Source organism: Streptomyces botrytidirepellens (assembly GCF_003721215.1).
Taxonomy (GTDB): Bacteria; Actinomycetota; Actinomycetes; order Streptomycetales; family Streptomycetaceae; genus Streptomyces; species Streptomyces himastatinicus.
Genome location: NZ_RIBZ01000098.1, coordinates 40817 through 60209 on the forward strand (window position 1 = coordinate 40817; position 19393 = coordinate 60209).

General features: G+C 70.6%; 20 protein-coding genes. 17 read left to right on the forward strand and 3 right to left on the reverse strand.

Translation table 11 applies throughout. The features are described 5' to 3' along the window. Positions 1-2: 2 nt before the first annotated feature. From EEJ42_RS07710 to EEJ42_RS07765, 12 genes are all read left to right on the forward strand, one after another. Positions 3-254 carry an acyl carrier protein gene (locus EEJ42_RS07710; protein ID WP_123099223.1) on the forward strand — a complete coding sequence of 84 codons (252 nt, stop codon included), beginning with the start codon at positions 3-5 and terminating at the stop codon, positions 252-254. Continuing rightward, positions 251-1387 carry a beta-ketoacyl synthase N-terminal-like domain-containing protein gene (locus EEJ42_RS07715; RefSeq protein WP_123099224.1) on the forward strand — a complete coding sequence of 379 codons (1137 nt, stop codon included), beginning with the start codon at positions 251-253 and terminating at the stop codon, positions 1385-1387. The genes EEJ42_RS07710 and EEJ42_RS07715 overlap by 4 nt, the downstream gene beginning before the upstream one ends. Further along, entirely contained in the window at positions 1387-2145 is a 759-nt protein-coding gene (locus EEJ42_RS07720; RefSeq protein ID WP_123099225.1) for a 3-oxoacyl-ACP synthase, read from the forward strand. Before EEJ42_RS07715 ends, EEJ42_RS07720 begins: the two co-directional genes overlap by 1 nt. 2 nt (positions 2146-2147) lie before the next feature. Next, positions 2148-3503, forward strand: a complete 1356-nt coding sequence (locus tag EEJ42_RS07725; RefSeq protein WP_246096200.1) for a class I adenylate-forming enzyme family protein — start codon at positions 2148-2150, stop codon at positions 3501-3503. A 72-nt stretch (positions 3504-3575) separates the two neighbouring features. Beyond that, on the forward strand, positions 3576-3866 hold the full coding sequence (locus EEJ42_RS07730) for an acyl carrier protein (protein WP_123099227.1): 291 nt from the start codon (positions 3576-3578) through the stop codon (positions 3864-3866). 8 nt (positions 3867-3874) lie between these two features. Further along, positions 3875-4906 (forward strand): BtrH N-terminal domain-containing protein, encoded by a 1032-nt coding sequence (locus EEJ42_RS07735; protein ID WP_246096202.1) that lies wholly within the window; start codon positions 3875-3877, stop codon positions 4904-4906. Beyond that, a complete protein-coding gene (fabG, locus tag EEJ42_RS07740; protein WP_123099229.1) occupies positions 4903-5643 on the forward strand; it encodes a 3-oxoacyl-ACP reductase FabG in 741 nt (246 codons plus the stop codon). The genes EEJ42_RS07735 and fabG overlap by 4 nt, the downstream gene beginning before the upstream one ends. Positions 5644-5677: 34 nt before the next feature. Then, the gene (locus EEJ42_RS07745) at positions 5678-6973 is read left to right on the forward strand and encodes a glycosyltransferase (protein ID WP_123099230.1); all 1296 of its coding nucleotides are present in this window, start codon (positions 5678-5680) and stop codon (positions 6971-6973) included. Beyond that, complete coding sequence (hyg17, locus tag EEJ42_RS07750) at positions 6970-7962, forward strand: Myo-inositol dehydrogenase Hyg17 (protein WP_123099231.1); 993 nt, start codon at positions 6970-6972, stop codon at positions 7960-7962. The genes EEJ42_RS07745 and hyg17 overlap by 4 nt, the downstream gene beginning before the upstream one ends. A 90-nt stretch (positions 7963-8052) precedes the next feature. Next, positions 8053-9144 (forward strand): inositol-3-phosphate synthase, encoded by a 1092-nt coding sequence (locus EEJ42_RS07755; RefSeq protein ID WP_123099232.1) that lies wholly within the window; start codon positions 8053-8055, stop codon positions 9142-9144. Positions 9145-9203: 59 nt separating this feature from the next. Then, positions 9204-10454, forward strand: coding sequence for an MFS transporter (locus EEJ42_RS07760; protein ID WP_123099233.1), 1251 nt, complete (start codon positions 9204-9206; stop codon positions 10452-10454). A 4-nt stretch (positions 10455-10458) separates the two neighbouring features. Then, the gene (locus tag EEJ42_RS07765) at positions 10459-11574 is read left to right on the forward strand and encodes a hypothetical protein (protein WP_123099234.1); all 1116 of its coding nucleotides are present in this window, start codon (positions 10459-10461) and stop codon (positions 11572-11574) included. 73 nt (positions 11575-11647) lie between these two features. Here the strand turns inward: EEJ42_RS07765 and EEJ42_RS07770 are convergent, their stop codons facing one another. Then, complete coding sequence (locus EEJ42_RS07770; RefSeq protein WP_123099235.1) at positions 11648-12199, reverse strand: AAA family ATPase; 552 nt, start codon at positions 12197-12199, stop codon at positions 11648-11650. A gap of 129 nt (positions 12200-12328) precedes the next feature. Here EEJ42_RS07770 and EEJ42_RS07775 point away from each other — a divergent pair, with 129 nt between their 5' ends. Both EEJ42_RS07775 and EEJ42_RS07780 read left to right on the forward strand, forming a co-directional pair. Continuing rightward, positions 12329-13639, forward strand: a complete 1311-nt coding sequence (locus tag EEJ42_RS07775; RefSeq protein WP_123099236.1) for an acyltransferase domain-containing protein — start codon at positions 12329-12331, stop codon at positions 13637-13639. Positions 13640-13648: 9 nt separating this feature from the next. After that, on the forward strand, positions 13649-14626 hold the full coding sequence (locus tag EEJ42_RS07780) for a GDP-L-fucose synthase family protein (protein ID WP_123099237.1): 978 nt from the start codon (positions 13649-13651) through the stop codon (positions 14624-14626). 19 nt (positions 14627-14645) lie between these two features. Here the strand turns inward: EEJ42_RS07780 and EEJ42_RS07785 are convergent, their stop codons facing one another. Then, complete coding sequence (locus EEJ42_RS07785; protein ID WP_184502992.1) at positions 14646-15503, reverse strand: MaoC/PaaZ C-terminal domain-containing protein; 858 nt, start codon at positions 15501-15503, stop codon at positions 14646-14648. Positions 15504-15627: 124 nt separating this feature from the next. Here EEJ42_RS07785 and EEJ42_RS07790 point away from each other — a divergent pair, with 124 nt between their 5' ends. Further along, a complete protein-coding gene (locus tag EEJ42_RS07790) occupies positions 15628-16257 on the forward strand; it encodes an HAD family hydrolase (RefSeq protein ID WP_221179337.1) in 630 nt (209 codons plus the stop codon). Positions 16258-16276: 19 nt separating this feature from the next. Here the strand turns inward: EEJ42_RS07790 and EEJ42_RS07795 are convergent, their stop codons facing one another. Beyond that, the gene (locus EEJ42_RS07795) at positions 16277-17080 is read right to left on the reverse strand and encodes a mycofactocin-coupled SDR family oxidoreductase (RefSeq protein WP_246096204.1); all 804 of its coding nucleotides are present in this window, start codon (positions 17078-17080) and stop codon (positions 16277-16279) included. Between the two features lie 410 nt (positions 17081-17490). Between EEJ42_RS07795 and EEJ42_RS07800 the strand changes: the two genes are divergently transcribed. Further along, the gene (locus EEJ42_RS07800; protein ID WP_246096206.1) at positions 17491-18696 is read left to right on the forward strand and encodes a 3-deoxy-7-phosphoheptulonate synthase; all 1206 of its coding nucleotides are present in this window, start codon (positions 17491-17493) and stop codon (positions 18694-18696) included. A 92-nt stretch (positions 18697-18788) separates the two neighbouring features. Continuing rightward, positions 18789-19393, forward strand: a 605-nt coding sequence (locus EEJ42_RS07805; RefSeq protein WP_148081885.1) for an ATP-binding cassette domain-containing protein, incomplete at its 3' end; no start/stop codon positions are given.

Consider the following 19393-nt stretch of genomic DNA (forward strand, 5'->3'; position numbering starts at 1 on the left):
CCGTGGACAGCCACCAGAAGTTGCTGGCGCTCGTGCGGAGCAAGCTCGCACACCAGCTTCACGAAGAGGCGAGTCTGCCGTGGCTGAGCGACACCGAACCGCTGGCGCCCGCCGGGGTCGACTCGGTGCTGCTCATCACGGTGGTCGGGGAGCTGGAGCAGGAGCTGGGCGTGACCCTGTCGGACGACGCCGTTCTCGAGTCGGCGAGCATCAGCTCGCTGGCCACGGCCCTGAATCGAGGTGATCCGCAATGAGCACCGAGGGGAGCGCTGTCGCCGTCACCGGTCTGGGTGTGTGCGGCCCGGGCGGGGTCGGCGTGGCCGCGCTGTGGGAGGCGTTGTCCACCGGCCAGGCGCACCGTCCGCCCATCACAGCGTTCGACGCCACCGGCGCCACCCTCGGCGCATCCGGCGAAGTGCCCGGGCCCACCAGCGGGGACGGCACCTGGCGCGCGCTGGACCTCGCCGAGTACGCCGTATCAGAGGCACTCGACGGGTTCGACGGTGCCCTGCGCGAGCACGTGGCGCTGGTGCTGGGGACCACCGACCCCGGTGCCGTCCCGCCCCGGCCGGGATACTGCGCGGGGGAGCTGGCCGCAGCCTGCGCCGAGCGGACCGGACTGGGCGGCGAGGCCCTCACCATCGCCAACGCCTCTGCCTCGGGCGCGGCGGCCATCGCGGTGGCCCGGGACCTGGTGGCCGTCGGCGAGGCGGCCACCGCCGTGGTGGGCGGCGCCGACGCCGTAACCGACATGGCCTTCCTGGGCCTGAACTCACTGCGCACCCTCGGCCCGGAGGGATGCCGGCCCTTCAGCACCCGGCGGCGGGGTATCGGCCTGTCCGAAGGCGCCGCCGTGCTCAGGCTCGAACCGCTCGACGACACCGGATCCGGCACCGCCGGGCGCCCGCTGGCAGTGCTGGCCGGCTGCGGGATGACGAACGCCACCGGCCATCTGGCCGCCCCCGGAGCCGACGGCATCGAGCTGGCCGTACGGCTCGCCCTGGCCGACGCGAGGCTCACACCGGAGGACATCGACTTCGTCAACACCCACGGACCAGGAACCCGACGCGGTGACACCGCGGAGATCGAGGCCCTGCGCGCGGTGTTCGGCCCGCGGCTGTCCTCGGTGCCCGTCAACAGCGTGAAGGGCGTGCTCTGGCACCTACAGGGCGGTGCGGGCGCCGTCGAGGCCCTGACCTGCGTGCTGTCCCTGACTCATCGAGCGGTCACTCCCACCTGGGGCGCCGAGCCGGTCGACCCGGTCTGCGACGACCTCGACCTGGTGCTCGAGGACGCCCCTCGGCCCATGCCGGACCTGCGGACGGCGCTGAGCGTGTCCTGCGGCCTGGGCGGGATGAACACCGCGCTCGTCCTGCGGAGGGTCTGATGGACGAACAAGTGGTGATCACTGCTGTGTCCTCGGGTGAGGTCGACACCGAGGACCTGTGGCGCGCGCACACGGCGGGCGCCGACGGCTGGCGTGATGTGAACAAGTGGACACGGGAACTCCCTGAACGCATCGTCGAGTTGGCGGGTCACGCGCTCGCCGGAGCCGGTGAGCCGGACCCGGCGGGCACCGGCTGCGTCACCGGCTCGGTGTACGGCTCGGGGCATGTGGCGGAGTCCATCCGCGCGCGGCTGGACGCCGGTGCGCGCTCCTCCCTGGCACCCGAGTCCTTCCTGTATTTCAACGCCCACGGGGTGACGTCGCTGATCTGTCTGCGCCACGGACTGGGCGGCTACTGCGCCACCGTGCTCGGGCCCGGCGCCGGGATGCAGGCCCTCGCGATCGGGCAGCGCAGGATCCGGCTGGCAGGGGGCGCCCCCGTGCTCTGCGGAGCGTACGAACTGTTCAGTCCCGCCGCCGCCCGCGCCTGCGGTAGCGAACCGGAGACGGGGTGGGCGGCGTTCCTGGTCCTGGAGACGGCCTCGCGGGCACGCGCACGGGGGGCCCGCGTGCTCGCGAGGACCGGCCCGGTCGAGAAGTGCCCACCGTCGGCGGCGCGGTCGGCCGATGCGCGCGCGACCGCCCCGCTGGCGGAGCTGGCCGCGGTGGTGGCCGGCGACCGCGAGGCGGCCACGGTCACCGTGGCCGCGGCGGGCAGGCGACACGGCTATCGCTGCACGGCGTACAAGGAGGGATGACCATGATGGACGACACGCTGCTGGACGTCCTCGCCGAGCATCGCCGGGCCGGCCGGGGGAGCCGTCGCGCGCTGGTGGACCGACAGCGATCGGTCACGTACGCCGAGCTGGAGCGCGAGGTCACGAAGCGTGCGCGGGAGCTGCGGTCCTCCGGGGTCGGCCCGGGGACCCGGGTCGGCGCCGTCCTCACGTCCTCGCTGGACTCGGTGGTCGACTTCGCCGCGGCGACCAGCCTTCACGCTGCGGTGCTGGTCCTCCAGGAGCGTACCGGCGACGCGGAGCGCTCGGCCGCGCTGGCCGATTTCGGCGCGGAGCTGAGCCTCGACCGCGGCCTGGTGACGCGGCTGACGCCGGTCGAGCGGAGCAGTGGGGAGCCGGCCTTCGCGGTGAGCAGTTCGGGCACCAGCGGCCGGCCCAAGGTGATCTCCCGCGAGTGGCCGGGGACCCTGCGCAACTCGGCCGCGTTCGCGCGACAGTTCGGCCTCGATGCCGATGACGTCGTGCTCACCACGAGTCCGCTCGGCCACAGCTACGCGATCGAGGCGGGCACCCTGGCCGTCCTGTCGGCGGGAGCCTGCCAGCTCGTGCCGACCGGCCCGCTGACCCCGGCGCGCGCCGCGCTGCTGGCCGAGCGCCACCGGCCCACCGTCCTGCAAAGCGTTCCGATGGTCCTGGATTGGTGGGGCCGGGGCGGGGTGCCACGCGCGGGCTCCTGGGACCGGTGCGTCAGCGCGGGCGACACCCTCCCGGCTCAGGCGGTCGCGGCCTGGCACGACGCCGGTATCGCCGTGTACGACCACTACGGCAACTCCGAACTCGGTCAGCTGACCCTCACCCCGGCCGGCGGCAGCGGCAGCGTCGGACAGCCGCTCCCCGGGGTCGGGCTGACGGCGGGCTCGGGCGAGCCGGGCCCGGTGGCGGCGCGCTTCCCCGGTCTGTCCCCCGTCCGGCTGGAGGAGGGGCATGCGGTGGCCCTCGCCGACGACGAGGGATGGGTCACCACCGGCGACCTCGGGGTGCTCGACGACCGCGGGCTCCGACTGACCGGGCGCGGCGACCTGCTCATCAACATCGCCGGGAACAAGGTCTCCCCCATGGAGGTGGAGACCGTCCTGCGCGGCCTCCCCGGGATCAGCGACTGCGCCGTGGTGGGCCGGCCGGGGCCCTCGGGGGAGCAACAGGTGTGGGCCTTCGTCGAGGCCGACGCCGACGGGTTCGACACCGCGGCACTGCGCCGCCGAGCCGGCGAACAGCTCATGACGGTGAAGGTGCCCACGGTGATCCGGAGGGTCGACAAGCTGCCCAGAACCGGCAGCGGAAAGGTCCGCAGGGGCCTGCTGATGGAGGGCGGAGATTGACCCACCGCCCCAGGCGGACGCGGACGCACACGCCAACGCACCAACGCACACGACGAGGAGAGGGACGCGCACATGACCGACAGTGCCAACACCCAGCAGACCGACCGCCGGCTCGCCTTGGAGCTCATCACCACCGTGCTCGCGGAACGGCCCCACCTGCCCGATCAGCTCAGCGAAACCACCACGCTCGACGAGATCGGCATGGATTCGCTGGACCTGATCGTGGTGTTCTCCCGCTTCGAGGAACAGTGGGGAGTGCCCTACAGCGAGGAGGAGACCGACTGGACGGTCTTCAAGAACCTGGGGCACTTGGCCGACACGTTGGTCGCCCGCGCCCGCACCGCAGGCCGTGACCTGCGGTGACCGGCGCGATGGTGCCACGGTTCGATCAGCTGGGGGCGCTGGGGTGGCGGGACCGCGCGCTGGACGGGCTGAACTGCGTGCTGCGCTGTGTCGAGGCCGTCCTCCGCTTCCGGGGGCTCGATTCACTGGCCGTCGCCCGCGCACTCAACGGCCCGCTGGATCCGGTGGGCCGGGATCTGGCGAAGGACTTCGACGGCTGTCGGGTGGACTACCGCACGGAGTTCGACGACGGCAGCCGCAATGTGCCCTTCGTGCTCGAGCGCCTGACCGCCGGTGAGCCGGTCATGGTGTTGCCGGACCGCTTCCACCTGCCCGGCGACGTGTACGAAGGCCGCTACCACTTCCATGACCACGCGGTACTGGCGGTGCGCTGGTCTCCGGACGACAGCCTGATGACCGTACTGGACACCGATGCCGACCTGGACGACGGCTTCCGGCGCCACTGGAGACTCACGCCCGAGCTTCAGGCACTGTTCACCTGGGTGAGCACCGTCACGGTGACCGACGCGCCGGACGACAGCGACGTGGAGGAGTACTTCGCGGAACGGCTGGCCCGGGACACCGCGCTGCTGTCGGTGGGGGCACACGCGCTCGGTGAGCTCCTCGACCAGCTCACCGAGAGCGGTCTCGGGCTGGTGACGGCCCGGGCGCTGCATGTGCTGGTGCTCGGCGACATCCAGCCCCAGCTGTTCATCTACGGCAACGCGCTCGCCGTGCCCTCCGCCTCCGGCGAGGAGCCCGTTCTGCCCCCCGAGATCGCCGCGGTCCGGACCGCCGCACTCGACGCCCGGGTCCGTGCCAAGCGGCTGGGTATCGCCCTGATCGCGGCGCACGAGCAACCGGACCCACTCGCGGTGTACCCGCGCGTCCTGGAGCTGAGCCGTCCGCTGCGGACCTCGCTGAACCGGCTGCGGGAGGCCCTGGTCGCCGCGGGCGGCCAGGAGAGCCCCTTCGACCCCGGGGCGTCCGCCCGGCTGCGCGCGCGGTTCGCGCATATCGAGAACACGTGCTTCCCCCTGTACCAGGAATCGATGACGTGAGCGTCCGGGCAGCCCTGGTGACCGGGGGTTCCGGCCCGCTGGGGCGGGCGATAGCCCAGCAGTTGGCCCGATCGGGCTACGCCGTGGGGGTGCACGCGCACCGGAACGAGGAAGCGGCGGCGGCCGTGGCCGACGACCTCCGGACGGCGGGCGCGGCCGCGGTCGCGTTGTCGGCCGACCTCTCCCGCCCGCATAGCGGCAGACAGGTCGTCGGGCGGGTCGTTGAGGAATTCGGCCGTCTGGACGCCCTGGTGGTCAATGCCGGGGTGCACAAGGACCGGCTGCTGCTGGGCGTCCCGGAGGACGAATGGGACGAGCAGATCGCGGTCAATCTGAGCGGAGCGTTCCGCTGTCTCCAGGCCGGGGTGCGGGCCATGACGCGGCACGCGGGCGGACGCATCGTCCTGGTGTCTTCGGTGGCGGGCCTGCGGGGGCAACCGGGCCAAGCCGCCTATGCGGCCGGCAAGTCCGGTCTGCACGGGCTGGCATGGACGGTGGCCAGGGAGTACGGGCGGTACGGGATCACCTGCAACTGCGTGGCCCCCGGCCTGGTCGCCGACACCCCCGCCTATCACCTACTGCCCGCAAAGGCGCGGCACGAGGTGGTGAACCGGACACCGCTCGGGCGGGTGGGCCGTGTCGAGGAGATCGCCTCGGTCGTGGCCTTCCTGTGCTCCTCTTCGGCCTCGTACGTCACCGGGCAGGTGATCGCGGTGGACGGCGGGATGACGACCTGAACGGCCAGAGACGACCGAACGAGCAGGAGGACGCGTGACCGAACGAGTGTTGTTCTTCCCCTGGGGCTGGGGAGGCGGCGCGGCCTACACCGGCCGGTGCCTCGTACTGGCCCAGGCCCTGGCCGAGGCGGGCGACAGGGTGGCGTTCGTGGACTGCGGCATCAGCGCCATGGTGCGCGAGGCCGGTTTCCCGGTGCTGGACTCCGCCCCCGAGGCCCCCCGCCCGCCCGACCGGCACCCGATGCCGCCGTATCTGCCGTTCGCCGATGTGGAGCGGGTGTTCGCGGTCGCGGCCACGTACCACCGGATCGAGCGCGTTCGGCAGCGGGTCGCGGCGGACACCCGCCTGATCGAGGCTTACCGGCCGACGGTGGTCGTCATCGACATGTGTCCGACCGCGGCCCTCGCTGCGCGGGCCACGGGCATCCCGGTGGTTTCCCTCGCCGACGCGGACTTCATCACCCCGAGGCCGAACGGATGGATGCCGTGGTCGACGGTGTCGCCGCGGGACCTGCTCCCCCACCCGCCGAGCCTCCCGGTCTGGGACCAGATGTCGCGCGAGCTGGGGCTGGGACCGGTGGCCCGAGCAGAGCATCTGCTGTGGGGCGATGTGACCCTGGTGTCCAGCCTGCCCGATCTGGAACCGGTCGAGGGGCCGCCCCACCGGGGCGATCTGCACTACGTGGGGCCGATGTACTGGAACCCGGTGGTGGCGACCGGCACCCCCACACCCCCGGAGACCGGTCGGCCGAAGGTGTACGTCACCATCGGCAGCGGAGGCACCGTGGGCCGCCAAGCCCTGCAAAACGTGCTGGACGCCTGCGGGGAGCAGCCGTGGAGCGTGTACGTCTCCAGCGGCTTCGCCTTCGAGGGCGATCTGGCGGTGCCGGACAATGTCGTCGTGGCGGGCTTCACCGGTCTGCACACCCCGCTGAAGTGGGCCGATGTGGTGCTGAGCCACGGGGGTTCGGCCACGGTGCTGGCCACGCTCGAACACGGCAAGCCCTCGGTCGTCATGCCGTTCATGTCCGAACAGGAGATGAACGGAAGGCAGTTGGTCGAGGCCACCGGATCCGGCGTACTGCTGCGGACCAGTGAGACCACCTCTCACGGGCGGCTGTCCTTCAGCGACCGGTACTCCGGCCCGTCCGACCAGTCGTGCGTCCGCGTAGGCGATGTCCGGCAGGGCATTGCCGAGGTCCTCGGCGATGCCCGGTTCACCGAGCGGGCCGCGCGGTGGGGCGCCCGCCTGCATGAGCGCCGCAGGTCGGCGAACCTGGTCGCCCTGGCCCATTCCGCCGTTGCGCAGGCCGCGGGGGTGAGCCGATGAGCGCGAGCACGGTCGTCGGCATCGTGGGCTGCGGTCAGATCGGCGCGATGTACGCCGAACACCTCGACGCGCTGGGTTCCCACCGCCTGGTCTTCGTGGACGCGGACCGCGACCGCGCCGAGAAACTGGCGTGGAAGGCCACTTCGGGGAGCGTCGCCGGCTCGGTCGGGGAACTGGTGTCCCGTGGCTGTGACGCGGCGCTGGTGACGGCAGCCACCACGAGCCATCCGGAACTGGTCGGGGCGTTGATCGAGGCCGGGGTGCCAACGCTGTGTGAAAAGCCGCTGGCCACCGACCTCCAGCAGACCGAGACGCTGGGCAGGCTGGCCGAGGCACACGGGGTTCCGCTGTGGGTGGGGTTCCAGAGGCACTTCGACCCCGGTTTCGCCGACCTGCGGGCCCGCACCACCTCCGGAGAGCTGGGCCGTCTCCAGTCCCTCCGGCTGGTGTCGCACGATGTGTCGCCGCCGCCGATCGCGCGGCTCCGCGAGAGCGGTTCGATCTTCACCGACCTCATGCTGCACGACTTCGACATGGTGCGATGGCTGACCGGGCACAGGATCGTCCAGGTCGTAGCCGACGGCGCGGCGGTGTCCTGCCCGGAGCTGACGAACATCGGCGACTTCGACACGGTCACGGCGATGATCCGGCTCGACGACGGCACACAGGTCGTGCTCGCCGCGGGCCGGTGGCAGCCTGTGGGCTACGACGTCCGGGCCGAAGTGCTGGGCGAGCGAGGTCATTTGGCGGCGGGGCTGGCCCGCGCGGACGTACCGGGGTCGGGCGAAGCGGAGCTCCCGCGCTTCCGCGGGTACTGGGACCGGTTCGCCACCGCCTACCGGGAACAGGTGCGGGCGTTCCTGGCCTTGGCCGCCGGCGGGGCCGGTGACCCGGCCTCGGGCGGCTGGCGCGACTCCCATGAGGCGCTGCGCTGTGCGCTGGCCGCGGAGCGGTCGGCCAGATCCGGAGCGGCCCCGGTGGAGCCATGACCGGCGGTGTCCTGGCCGGCGGCGCGAGGGGATGACCGGCCGTCAAGGCAATCCGGCCTTCGGTCCGGAGATTTTGCGAAGGGAAGAACCATGGACAGGATTCGCGTGGCGATCGCGGGCGTCGGCAACTGCGCCGCCTCGGCCGTGCAGGGAGTGCACTACTACGCCGAGGCGGAACCCGCGACCCGGGTGCCCGGGCTGATGCACGTCGACTTCGGCGGCTACCACGTGCGCGACCTGGAGTTCGTCGCGGCGTTCGACGTGGATGCCAAGAAGGTCGGGCAGGACCTCTCGTCCGCCATCTCCCGGTCGGAAAACAACACCATCAAGATCTGCGATGTCCCGCCGACCGGCGTCACGGTGCGGCGAGGGCCCACCCTGGATGGTCTCGGACAGTACTACCGCGAGGCCATCACCGAGTCGGAGCAGGAACCGGTCGACGTGGTGGAGGTGCTCCGGCAGTCGCGGGCCGACGTGCTGATCTCCTATCTGCCCGTCGGCAGCGAGGAAGCGGACCGGTTCTACGCACAGTGCGCGATCGACGCGGGCGTGGCGTTCATCAATGCGCTGCCCGTGTTCATCGCCTCCGATCCGGCATGGGCCGCGAAATTCACCGAGGCGGGCGTGCCCATCATCGGCGACGACATCAAGTCGCAGGTGGGCGCGACGATCACGCACCGTGTGCTGGCCCGGCTGTTCGAGGACCGCGGCGTCCACCTCGAGCGCACGATGCAGCTCAACGTCGGCGGGAACATGGACTTCTGCAACATGCTGGAGCGCAAGCGGCTGGCATCGAAGAAGACGTCGAAGACCCAGGCAGTGACCTCACAGGTCGATCGCGGCATCGAGAAGAACAACGTGCACATCGGGCCCTCCGACCACGTGCCGTGGCTCGACGACCGCAAATGGGCCTATGTGCGGCTCGAGGGACGCGCGTTCGGCGACGTCCCGCTGTCGCTGGAGTACAAGCTCGAGGTGTGGGATTCGCCGAACTCGGCGGGCGTCGTCATCGACGCCGTGCGGGCGGCCAAGATCGCGCTCGACCGCGGGATCGGTGGCCCGCTGGCGGCACCTTCATCATATTTCATGAAGTCGCCGCCCGAGCAGTACCGTGACTCGGAGGCATACGAAGCCGTCGAGGCGTTCATCGCCGGCTCCCCCGACCAGCATGCGCGTCCGTGAGCCGCCGGGCGTTTCCGAACCGAGATCCGACGCGTGCCGGGAGGAAGGGGGCACCGGTGATGTCCGGTCCCGGGGCCACGGCGCCGGAGTCCGTCCGCGAACGGGACTTCCGTCTGCTGTGGGTCGGCAGCGGCATCAGCCAGTTGTGCGGGATGGCGACGGTGGTCGCCTTCCCCCTGCTCGCGGCCCGGGCCCTCGGGGCGACGGTGGGCGAGGTCGGTCTGATCACCGCGGCGGGCTATCTGCCGTGGCTCATCGTCACCCTGCCCGCCGGGGTGTACAGCACGCGGCTGCGGCCGCGCACCATGCTCCTGCTGACCGACCTCAGCCGCGCAGCGATCGTGACCATGGTGCCGGTCCTCTCTGCGCTCGGACACCTGGCGCTGTGGCATCTGTACCTGTCCAACGTCCTGGTCAGCTGTGCCACGGTGTTCTACGAGATTGTGTACCTGTCCATGCCGCCGCGGATGCTGTCGAAGGACAAGCTCGTCTACGGGAACATCCGGCTACAGATCGCGCGCGCGGTGTCGCTGGCCTTCGGACCGACGGTGGCAGGGTTCACGGTGCAACTGCTCGGCCCCGAGCGCGCCCCCTTGGTCAACACGGCGGGATTTGTCGTGTCCGCGTCGTGCAATCTGCTCATGCGATCCCGCATCGAGTCCACCAGCTCCTCGACTCGTGCCGGTGGCATGTGGACCGAGCTCGCGGAGGCCGTCCGGTTCGTTACGCGACAGCGTGTCATCCTGGCCTCGATAGCGGGCTCGGCCATAGGAAACTGCTGTTTCGCCGCGTACGAGGCCCTCGTTGTCATCTTCCTGGCCGACGACGTCGGAATTGCCCCGGGCACCCTGGGCATGCTGCTGGGGTCGGTGGGCATCGGTGGGCTGATCGGCGCGTTCAGTGCGGGCCGCGTCAGCCGCCGCCTGGGCACCGCGCGCTCGGTCTGGATCCCGGCCACCGTCCTGGCCCCGGCGGGACTGCTTCTCCCCCTGACCCGGCCGGGCCCGGGGCTGTCCCTGTTCCTGATGGGCGCCACGCTCTTCCACGCCGGATACGCCGTATTCACCGTCGGGCAGGCCACGCTCGTACAACTGCTGACACCAGCCGATCTGCTACAGCGGACGGTCGCCTGCGTCCGGTTCGTCAGCCGGGGCATGCTCTTCTTCGGCGGACTCGTCGGCGGCGGCCTGGGAAGCCTGTTCGGCCCGCGGCTCGGACTGGCCATCGTGATGTTCCTCTGGCTCAGCGCCCCGCTCGTCACCGCGTCCTCGCGGCTGCGGCACTGGCGGGACATTCCCCCTTTGGAGTGACCACATGTCTGAGACGATCGATATCGTCATGACGACCATCGGTTCCGGGTCGTTCCTGGACCACTACACCGACGCCCTTGCCGAGGATGGTGCCCGGCTCGTCGTCATCCCCGACCGCAAGACGCCCAGCGCGTTCTACGACGCCTGCGAGCGGGCCCGCGCCCGGGGGGCCACGATCGTGGCCCCCGATGTGGAGGAGCAGGACCGGCTGCTGGCGAAGCTCGGGATACCCGATCTCATCCCCTGTGACTCCGACAATCGGCGCAACATCGGCTACCTGCTGTCGTACATGAACGACAGTGCCCTGGCCGTGTCCATGGACGACGACAACCTGCCGGTCGACAGTCCGTTCCTCGACGAACACCGGATCGTTCTCCGGGGCCCGACCCGCCACCGCGTGGTCTCGGTCGGCAACGGCTGGTTCAACGCCTGCGACCTGCTGACCGTCAGCCCCTGCCGGGTCTTCCCACGGGGTTTCCCCTACGCTCCACGAGAGGCTGGCACCGAGGTCACCAGCACGGAGGAGACGGCCGACGTCCGCGTCAACGCCGGGCTGTGGCTCGACGACCCCGATGTGGACGCGGTCACCCGGCTTGCCGTCCGGCCGAGGGTCACCGCCTACGGCGGCGAGGCCGCCGTACTGGCCGCGGACACCTGGTGCCCGGTCAACTCCCAGAACACCGCAGTGCACCACGACGCCCTGCCCGCCTACTACTTCCTGCGCATGGGCCAGTCCATCGGCGGGGCTGCGGTCGAGCGCTTCGGCGACATCTTCAGCGGGTACTTCGTGGCGGCGTGCGCCAAGCATCTGGGGCACGCGGTGCGGTTCGGCGGCCCCCTGGTCAATCACGAGCGCAACGACCACGACCTGCTCAACGACCTCGTCATCGAGCTGCCGGCCATCCGCTTCATGGACGAACTCCTGGACTGGCTACGGGAGTTCTCGATCGAGGGCAGCGACTACTGTGAGTCCTACGAATCCCTCAGCCACGGCTTGCAGGACTTCGCCGAACAGGCCCGGGGCCGCGGCTGGACCCCCGACGCACGGGCGTTCCTGCACCGCAGCGCCCACCTCATGCGCACCTGGCTGACCGCCATCCGCCGGGTGAACGGCAGCTGATGAGCGACGAGTCCGTGCGCGGGGCCCTGGCAGGGAATCCACCAGGCCCCGCGCGGAACCGTCGCTCGGCGGATCAGTCCTTCGCCAGGATGGCGTCGACCGTCTCCTCCAGGGTCATCCTGGAGCTGTCGAACCACGCCCCCTCACCCGTGAGTTCGGTGCGCAGTGCCTCATCCAGGAAGGACCAGTCGTCCGCCAGCACCTTGTCCCGTTCGGCGACCCGCCGACCGACGACCTCAGCCGACGGTGCGAGGACGATGAGGCGCAACGGCAGGTCCTTCAGGTGATCGAGGTAGAACTCAAGGTGCGCGCGCCGGACGACGACGTCGTCGATGACCGGGACGACACCGGCGGCGTGGAAGCTGCGCGCCAGCACCGATGCATTGCGGGCGCGCAGCAGTAGCTGACGGTCGGCCTCCAGGTCCTCCTCCGGCGAGGGCAGGTGCCCCCCCGACACGATCAGGTCCTGGAGGTGGTCGCCCTCGATGTGCGCGCCGAGGGGGAACCGACGGGCCAGCTCCGCTGATACCGAACTCTTCCCGGACCCGGGTATGCCGATGACGAGAAATACGTCGGAGGCAGGTGTGGTGTCCACGGCCTGGCCCTGGAACGAAGTTTCCGGCATTCTTTTTCTGCTCCTTTACCAATTCCCGGACAACGGTCTTGTCGAGCAACGGTCCGAAATGGCCGGCACCGCGATAGTAGCAAGAACAAACACCCATCAGATCCGTTTCGATGAAAAGGGGAAGCGCATATGTCAACCAACAGCGCACTGCCCTCTCCCCCACCCTGGTTGCTGGTGCTGTCCGGCACCGATCGGACGGCATTGGCGGACGTGGCGAGAAGGGCCGCGGGGTTACTCGCCCATGGTGCCCGGCCCGAATCCGTGACGCCCGAGCGGCCCGTTTCGGCGGGGGACGACATGGAACGCTTGGCGGTCACCGCCGCAGATCCGGAAGGTCTGGCCGAGGGGCTGTCCTTCTTCGCCGACGGCCTGCCCAGTGCGCGGTGGTTCTCGGGCCGGCCCGATGGCGCCGCCACCCGCACGGCCTGGTGCTTCGGCGGCCACGGCAGTCAGTGGCCGGGCATGGGGCGCGCCCTGGTGGACTGGGCACCCCCGGCGGCGCGAGTGCTGCACGAGCTCGACGCGCTGTTGCCGGGCGGGGTCATCGAACCGCTGATGACCATGTCCGACGGTGAGGCCGGCGGGCCGGAGGTGACGCAGCCGCTCATCTTCGCCGTGCAGGTCGCGACCGCCCACTGGCTGTGGTCGCTGGGCCTGCGGCCGGAGGCGGTGGTGGGGCACAGCCTCGGCGAGGTCGCTGCTGCCCATGTCGCGGGTGTCCTGTCCCTCGCCGAGGCGGCGCGGGTCGTCGCCGTACGCTCCGGCCTGCTCGCGCGGGCGGCGGGCGGCGGGGCGATGGCCACGGTGGGGCTGGACCGGCACACCGTCGAGCAGCGCTGCGCCCGAACGCCGGGGACGGTGGTGGTCGCCGCCCACACCGCGCCGAGGGAGACGGTGGTCACCGGGGAGAGCGAGGCCACACGTGCACTGGTGGGCACGCTGGAGGCCGAGGGTGTGCGATGCAGGCTCATCCGGATCAACGCTGCGTCGCACAGCCCGTTCGTCGACGACGTGCTGTCCGAGATGCGCGCCGCGCTCGCCGACTTGGCCCCCGCCACCCCGCACACCCCCTGGATCTCGACGGTCGATGCCGAGCCGGAGCCGGGCGGGCTCGGCACCGCGGACTACTGGGCGCGCAATCTGCGGCAGCCCGTACGGTTCACCCAGGCGGTGTCCGCCCTAGCGGGACGAGGCGTCCGGGCGTTCGTGGAGATCGGCCCGCACCCGGTGCTGATCCGGCCGATCCGTGACACTCTGCGGGCCGAGGAGATCAGCGAGCCGCTCGTGGTCGCATCCGGCCACCGGGCGACCCCGGAGCCGGTCTCCCTGCTGCGCCTCCTGGGGGCCCTGCACTGCCGGGGGCTGGAGCTCCCGGAACCGTTCGGCGGCGGCCGGGACGTGCTACGGCCGGCCCCGGAACCCACCACAGGCCGAGGATAGGAAGCGACCATGTCCGCGCACCCCCTCCCCCTGGACCGCTCGGCCACCGTGCTGGTGGCCGGTTCGTCCGGTCTCGTGGGCTCGGCCATAGTTCGCCGTCTCCGGGCCCAGGGGTTCACTTCGGTCGCCGGGATCCACTCGGCCGACGTGGACCTCACCGACGGCCGGGCGACGCTCGACTACGTCACCTTCCTCCGGCCCGCCGTGGTGATCGACGCTGCCGCCCGAGTCGGCGGCATCGCCGCCAACGACGCGGAGCCCGTGGAGTTCCTCAACGACAACCTCCGAATCCAGACCAACCTCTTCACCGCGGCGCACGCGGCGGGGGTGGACCGGCTGCTGTTCCTCGGTTCCTCGTGCATCTATCCCAAACACACCCCGCAGCCGATCCCGGAGTCCGCGCTGCTCACCGGGTCGTTGGAGGAGACCAACGACGCCTACGCGATCGCGAAGATCGCGGGTGTGATCGCGGTGAGGTCCTACCGCAGGCAGTACGGCCGGCGATGGATCTCCGTGATGCCGACGAACGTCTACGGCCCCGGGGACAACTTCCACCCGACCCGGTCGCATGTCCTCCCCGCGCTGATCCGCCGGTTCCACGAGGCGGTCCGGTCCGGCACCGAGGAGGTCGTCGTCTGGGGCACGGGCACACCGCGGCGGGAGTTCATCCACGTCGACGATCTGGCAGCGGCATGCATGCACCTTCTGGACCACTATGACGATCCGTCGCCGGTCAACATCGGCGTGGGCGAGGACCTCACCATCGCGGACCTGGTCAAGCTCGTGGCCGATGCGGTCGGCTTCACCGGCCGGCTCACGTGGGACACCAGCAGGCCCGATGGGACCCCGCGCAAGCTGCTGGACGTCTCCCGGCTGCTTGCCACCGGGTGGAGGCCGAGGATCGGGCTGCCGGAGGGGGTGCGGGCCACCGTCCAGTGGTACGCCGATACCCTGGCCGCTCCCGATGGGCGCCGGGGGGCCGGCTGACCCACCGGCGGCGGCCGGATCACCCCGCCGCGCCGACGCGCCGATCGAATCTGCCGCGATCCAGGACGAGCCTGCCGTTCGAGCGCACCTCGAACAGTGCCGACTCGCCGCGCTCCCAGATCCGCACGACGAGCTCCTGACCGGGCAGCACGGGAGCGGTGAAGCCTGCGGACATGGTGCCGAACGTGGACGTCTCACCCTCGCAGAGCGCGTGCAGCAGCGCCCTACCGGCATACCCGAAGGTGCACAGCCCGTGCAGCAGAGGGCGGCTGAACCCGAGGCGCGCGGCGATCGCGGGATCGGAGTGCAGCGGGTTCAGGTCGCCGTTGAGCCGGTAGAGCAGGGCCTGGTTGGCTGCGGTGCGGTAGCCGACAGCATGGTCGGGCTCCCCCTTCGGGCGTTCCCACGGCTCCTCTTTGCCCGGATCGCCACCGAAGCCGCCCTCACGCCTGATGGTCAGCCCGGTGCGGAGATCGGCGAGAGGCCGACCGGTGCACGCGTCCACACAGCAGGAGTCGATGACCGCCAGGGCGCCCCGGCCCCGGTCACGCAGCGCGGTCAGGCGGGAGTTCGTGACCGCAGCGCCCGCCACCGGCAGTGGGCCGTGAAGCGTCACCGACTGATAGGTGTGCAGCAGCTGTGACACGTCGTAGTCGCCGAAGACGGGCTCGGCCCGGCGGGACACCAGGGTAGCCGCGAACGTCGGCAGCACCGCCGGTGTCGCTCCCCCGGAGTCCTGGGTGGTGAACCGCAGCTCACGGGTGGGGTCCTCGGCGCCCGCCCCGACGCCGATCGCGTAGAGGGCGGTGTCGAAGAAAGTCCAGTGCCGGGTCCCGGAATCCCAGGTGTGCCCGACGAGATCGTGGTAGAGCGTCATGACATTCCCCCTCTCCGCCGCTTCCACGGCGCGAGCCGAGCAGTCCGATCCGGACCACTTCTCCCAAGACCGCGATCGCCCATGTCCGATACGACCGAATCGGGGTTGAGTGATGATCAACGCGTTGCTGGTCGACGCAGGCGGCGTCCTGTTCAACAACGTCGCCGAAGAGACCTCCTTCATTCTCACGATCGCGCGCCGGTACGCCGTGGACGAACGCCGGCTGCTGGCAGACCTCCTGGCGTCGGCGCACGTCTACGAGCGCGGCGCCGGCCATGTGCACGATGTCCTGCGCGCGCTCCTGGACGAGGCGGGCAGCCCGCGGACGGACACGTTCAACGGGGACTGGGTGGACCGCCTGTACGCCGACAGTGTCCGGTGCTACGACGCCAACGTCGCGGAACTGGCCGAGTTGCGGCGCGCCCATCCGGAGCTCACCGTCGTTCTGGCCAACAACGAAGCCGAGCACTGGGACCACCTCAAGAACGCCCGGTATGGTCACTACCGGTTGTTCGACCACCTGTGCTCCTCCTGGCGGGTCGGGCAGGTCAAACCCTCCGCCGAGTACTTCGCCGAGACACTGGACCACTGCGGGATCGAGCCGCGCGAGGCCCTGATGGTGGACGACCGGGCGGCGGTCATCGCGGCAGCACGCGACCTGAGCATGCGGACGCTGCACATCAGCAGTCCCGCAGTGCTGCGCACCCGGCTGCGGGCGACGGTCGAGAACCTCGTCCCGTCGGCGAGCGGCTGACCACGGGGCGGTACGCGGCTCAGAATTCGCTGACTCCGGCGTCGACGGCCATGGCGTGCGCGGTGACGTGCCGAGATGCGTCGGAAACCAGGAAGAGCACGGCGTTGGTCACGTCCTCCGGCGTAATACCGTCCACCGGCTGCATGTTGACCAACATGCCGCGCAGCCGCGGATCGGCCATGCTCGCCTTGGCGACCTGGGCGAGCATGGCGCGGCTGCCCATCGCTGTGTCCACACCGGTCGGATGCACACTGTTCACGCGGATGCCGAACCGCGCGAGCTCGGCGGCGAACGCCTTCGCCATCCCGCGCACCGCGAACTTGCTGGTGGTGTAGGGAATCATGAACGGCTGCACCTTCAGCCCCGCCGAGGAGCTCATCAGCACGATCGACCCGCCGCCCGCCGTCACCAGGTGCGGCGCGGTCGCCATCACCGTGTTCCAGGTCCCGCGCACATTGATGTCCATCGTGTCGCGGAAGATCTCCTCGGTGACCTCGTCCCAGGCGCGGGGGATACAGATTCCCGCGTTGGCCACCACAGCGTCCAGGCGCCCGAGAGTCTCCACGGCCCGGTCGACCTCGGCCCGCAGACCAGCAAAGTCACGGACATCGGCCACCACGGGCACAGCCCTTCGCCCCTTCTCCTCCGCCAGGGTGACGGTCTCTTCGAGCTCCGTCGAGGCCGAGGAGCGGTAGGCCACACCGGGCAGCGTCGCGCACAGGTCAATGGCGATCACATCGGCCCCCTCGCCCGCCATCCGCACCGCATGCTCGCGTCCCTGCCCGCGGGCGGCGCCCGTCACGAGAACGACCTTGTCCCGCATCAGTCCACTCATCGCACATGCCCTTTCCTCACGCATCAGGAATGTGACTGGAGGGGGTACTCCAGGTAGTTCGACCCGAGCCACGGTATCGAAGCGCCTGACATTCTTCACTCCTCTCGGTGGCCACCGAAATGGTCCAAGAACAGATATTCACGCGGCGGCGAAGACGATAAAATCGAAACCGTCGGTACGGCCGCCGAGGGGAATCGGAGAGGTGCTGACTCCGGTTCACCGCAGTAGCGCCTTCTGGCGAGGCCGTTTCCGCTCGTCCCACCCCATCACGACGTCGTCGGCTCCATTCACGGTCATGTCGCACTGCATGAGGGGGATCGTTGACCAAAAAAGCGCCTACGGCTCCGCAGTACGCCCCGGCCCGCCCGTCGCCGCCGCCGAACCGTTTGAGCGCCGCGGTGGACAACGCACTCGCCCGTCCCGCGGCGCAGCAACCGCAGTGGTCCGACACCGAGGCCGTGCACCGGGTGCGGACCGTACTGGAGAGCGTGGCACCGGTGGTCGGCGTCGAGGAGGTGGATCGGCTGCGGGCCCATCTGGCCGCCGTGGCAGGCGGCCGTGCGTTCCTGCTCCAGGGTGGTGATTGTGCCGAGACCTTCGCGGAGAACACTGAGCGGTACATCGCGGGCACCGTCCACACCCTGTCACGGATGACCGCGGTGCTCACCGCCGCTGGCCGACTGCCGGTGGTCACACTGGGCCGGATGGCCGGGCAGTACGGGAAACCGCGCTCGGCTCCCCTGGACCCGTCGGGTCTGCCGAGCTATCGGGGCGATATCGTCAACGCGGTCGAGGCGACCGCCGAAGCCCGCGCCCCCGACCCGGACCGGATGGTCCGCGCCTACGTCAACTCCAAAGCCGCGATGGCCGTGGTGAACGCACTGCTCGCCACGGGAGCGGCCGGGCCGACCGAGCGGGCCCTGGCGGGCAGCGGGCTCTTCACCAGCCATGAGGCCCTGTTGCTGGAATACGAGCGCGCCATGCTGCGCGTGGACGGCCGCGACCCGGACGCGCCGAAGCTGTATGACCTGTCCTCGCACTTCCTGTGGATCGGCGAGCGGACCCGGCAATTGGACGGGGCACACATCGCCTTCGCCGAGCTGCTGGCCAACCCTGTCGGGATCAAGATAGGCCCGACGACCACGCCGGAGCAGGCCGTCGAATACGTTGAGCGGCTCGACCCGCACAAGGAGGCAGGCAGGCTGACCATCATCAGCCGGATGGGCAGCGCCAAGGTACACCAGGTGTTACCGCCGATCGTGGAGAAGGTCACCGCGTCCGGCCATACGGTCCTCTGGCAGTGCGATCCGATGCACGGCAACACGGTGACGTCCGGCAGCGGCTACAAGACCCGCCACTTCGACCACATCCTCAGCCAGGTCCGAGGCTTCTTCGAGGTGCACCGCGCGCTGGGCACGCACCCCGGGGGGCTGCACGTGGAACTCACCGGTGGCGATGTGACCGAGTGCCTGGGTGGCGCACAGCGGATATCCCCCGCCGATCTGCACCAGCGATACGAAACCGCCTGCGACCCCCGGCTCAATCGGGCGCAGTCCCCCGAACTCGCCTCCCTCGTCGCCGAGATGCTGCGCCCACGGCCCTGACATTGCGTACGGCCAGCAGCGGGGCGCGAGAAGCCATCGGGGCCGCCGGGAAACATGAGATACGCCCCTCGGCGGTTAGGATGGGGTGTCTGATGACTGCCACTCTCGTCGCCAAGGATCTGGCCGCCGGACACGGTGACCGCCCCCTGTTCTCCGGGCTCGACCTCGTCGTCGCACCGGGCGAGGTCATCGGCCTCGTCGGGGTCAACGGAGCGGGGAAGTCGACCCTGCTGCGGTTGCTGGCCGGGCTCACCGACCCCGAGCAGGGGGCCATCCGGATCAGCCCGCCGCACGCCACGGTCGGCCACCTTCCGCAGGAGCCCGAGCGGCGGGCGGAGGAGAGCGTGCGGGCGTTTCTGGCCCGTCGTACCGGCGTGGCCGCCGCGCAGGCCGACCTTGACGCCACCACCCAGGCGCTCGCGGACGGCGCGCCCGGCGCGGACGACGCGTACGCCGTCGCCCTGGAGCGCTGGCTCTCCCTCGGCGCCGCCGACCTCGACGAACGCGCCGACGAGGTCGCCGCCTCCCTGGGGCTGGACGTCTCGCTCGACCGCAATATGACCGCCCTCTCCGGCGGTCAGGCGGCCCGCGCCGGTCTCGCCTCGCTGCTGCTCAGCCGGTACGACGTCTTCCTGCTCGACGAGCCGACGAACGACCTCGACCTCGACGGCCTCCAGCGCCTCGAAACCTTCGTCAA

Excerpts from the sequence above, each read along its gene's own strand:
- EEJ42_RS07715 (WP_123099224.1), top strand. The coding sequence starts at position 251 with ATGAGCACCGAGGGGAGCGCTGTCGCCGTCACCGGTCTGGGTGTGTGC.
- EEJ42_RS07720 (WP_123099225.1), top strand. The coding sequence starts at position 1,387 with ATGGACGAACAAGTGGTGATCACTGCTGTGTCCTCGGGTGAGGTCGAC.
- EEJ42_RS07725 (WP_246096200.1), top strand. The coding sequence starts at position 2,148 with ATGATGGACGACACGCTGCTGGACGTCCTCGCCGAGCATCGCCGGGCC.
- EEJ42_RS07730 (WP_123099227.1), top strand. The coding sequence starts at position 3,576 with ATGACCGACAGTGCCAACACCCAGCAGACCGACCGCCGGCTCGCCTTG.
- EEJ42_RS07735 (WP_246096202.1), top strand. The coding sequence starts at position 3,875 with ATGGTGCCACGGTTCGATCAGCTGGGGGCGCTGGGGTGGCGGGACCGC.
- hyg17 (WP_123099231.1), top strand. The coding sequence starts at position 6,970 with ATGAGCGCGAGCACGGTCGTCGGCATCGTGGGCTGCGGTCAGATCGGC.
- EEJ42_RS07755 (WP_123099232.1), top strand. The coding sequence starts at position 8,053 with ATGGACAGGATTCGCGTGGCGATCGCGGGCGTCGGCAACTGCGCCGCC.
- EEJ42_RS07760 (WP_123099233.1), top strand. The coding sequence starts at position 9,204 with ATGTCCGGTCCCGGGGCCACGGCGCCGGAGTCCGTCCGCGAACGGGAC.
- EEJ42_RS07765 (WP_123099234.1), top strand. The coding sequence starts at position 10,459 with ATGTCTGAGACGATCGATATCGTCATGACGACCATCGGTTCCGGGTCG.
- EEJ42_RS07770 (WP_123099235.1), bottom strand. The coding sequence starts at position 12,199 with ATGCCGGAAACTTCGTTCCAGGGCCAGGCCGTGGACACCACACCTGCC.
- EEJ42_RS07775 (WP_123099236.1), top strand. The coding sequence starts at position 12,329 with ATGTCAACCAACAGCGCACTGCCCTCTCCCCCACCCTGGTTGCTGGTG.
- EEJ42_RS07780 (WP_123099237.1), top strand. The coding sequence starts at position 13,649 with ATGTCCGCGCACCCCCTCCCCCTGGACCGCTCGGCCACCGTGCTGGTG.
- EEJ42_RS07785 (WP_184502992.1), bottom strand. The coding sequence starts at position 15,503 with ATGACGCTCTACCACGATCTCGTCGGGCACACCTGGGATTCCGGGACC.
- EEJ42_RS07795 (WP_246096204.1), bottom strand. The coding sequence starts at position 17,080 with ATGCGGGACAAGGTCGTTCTCGTGACGGGCGCCGCCCGCGGGCAGGGA.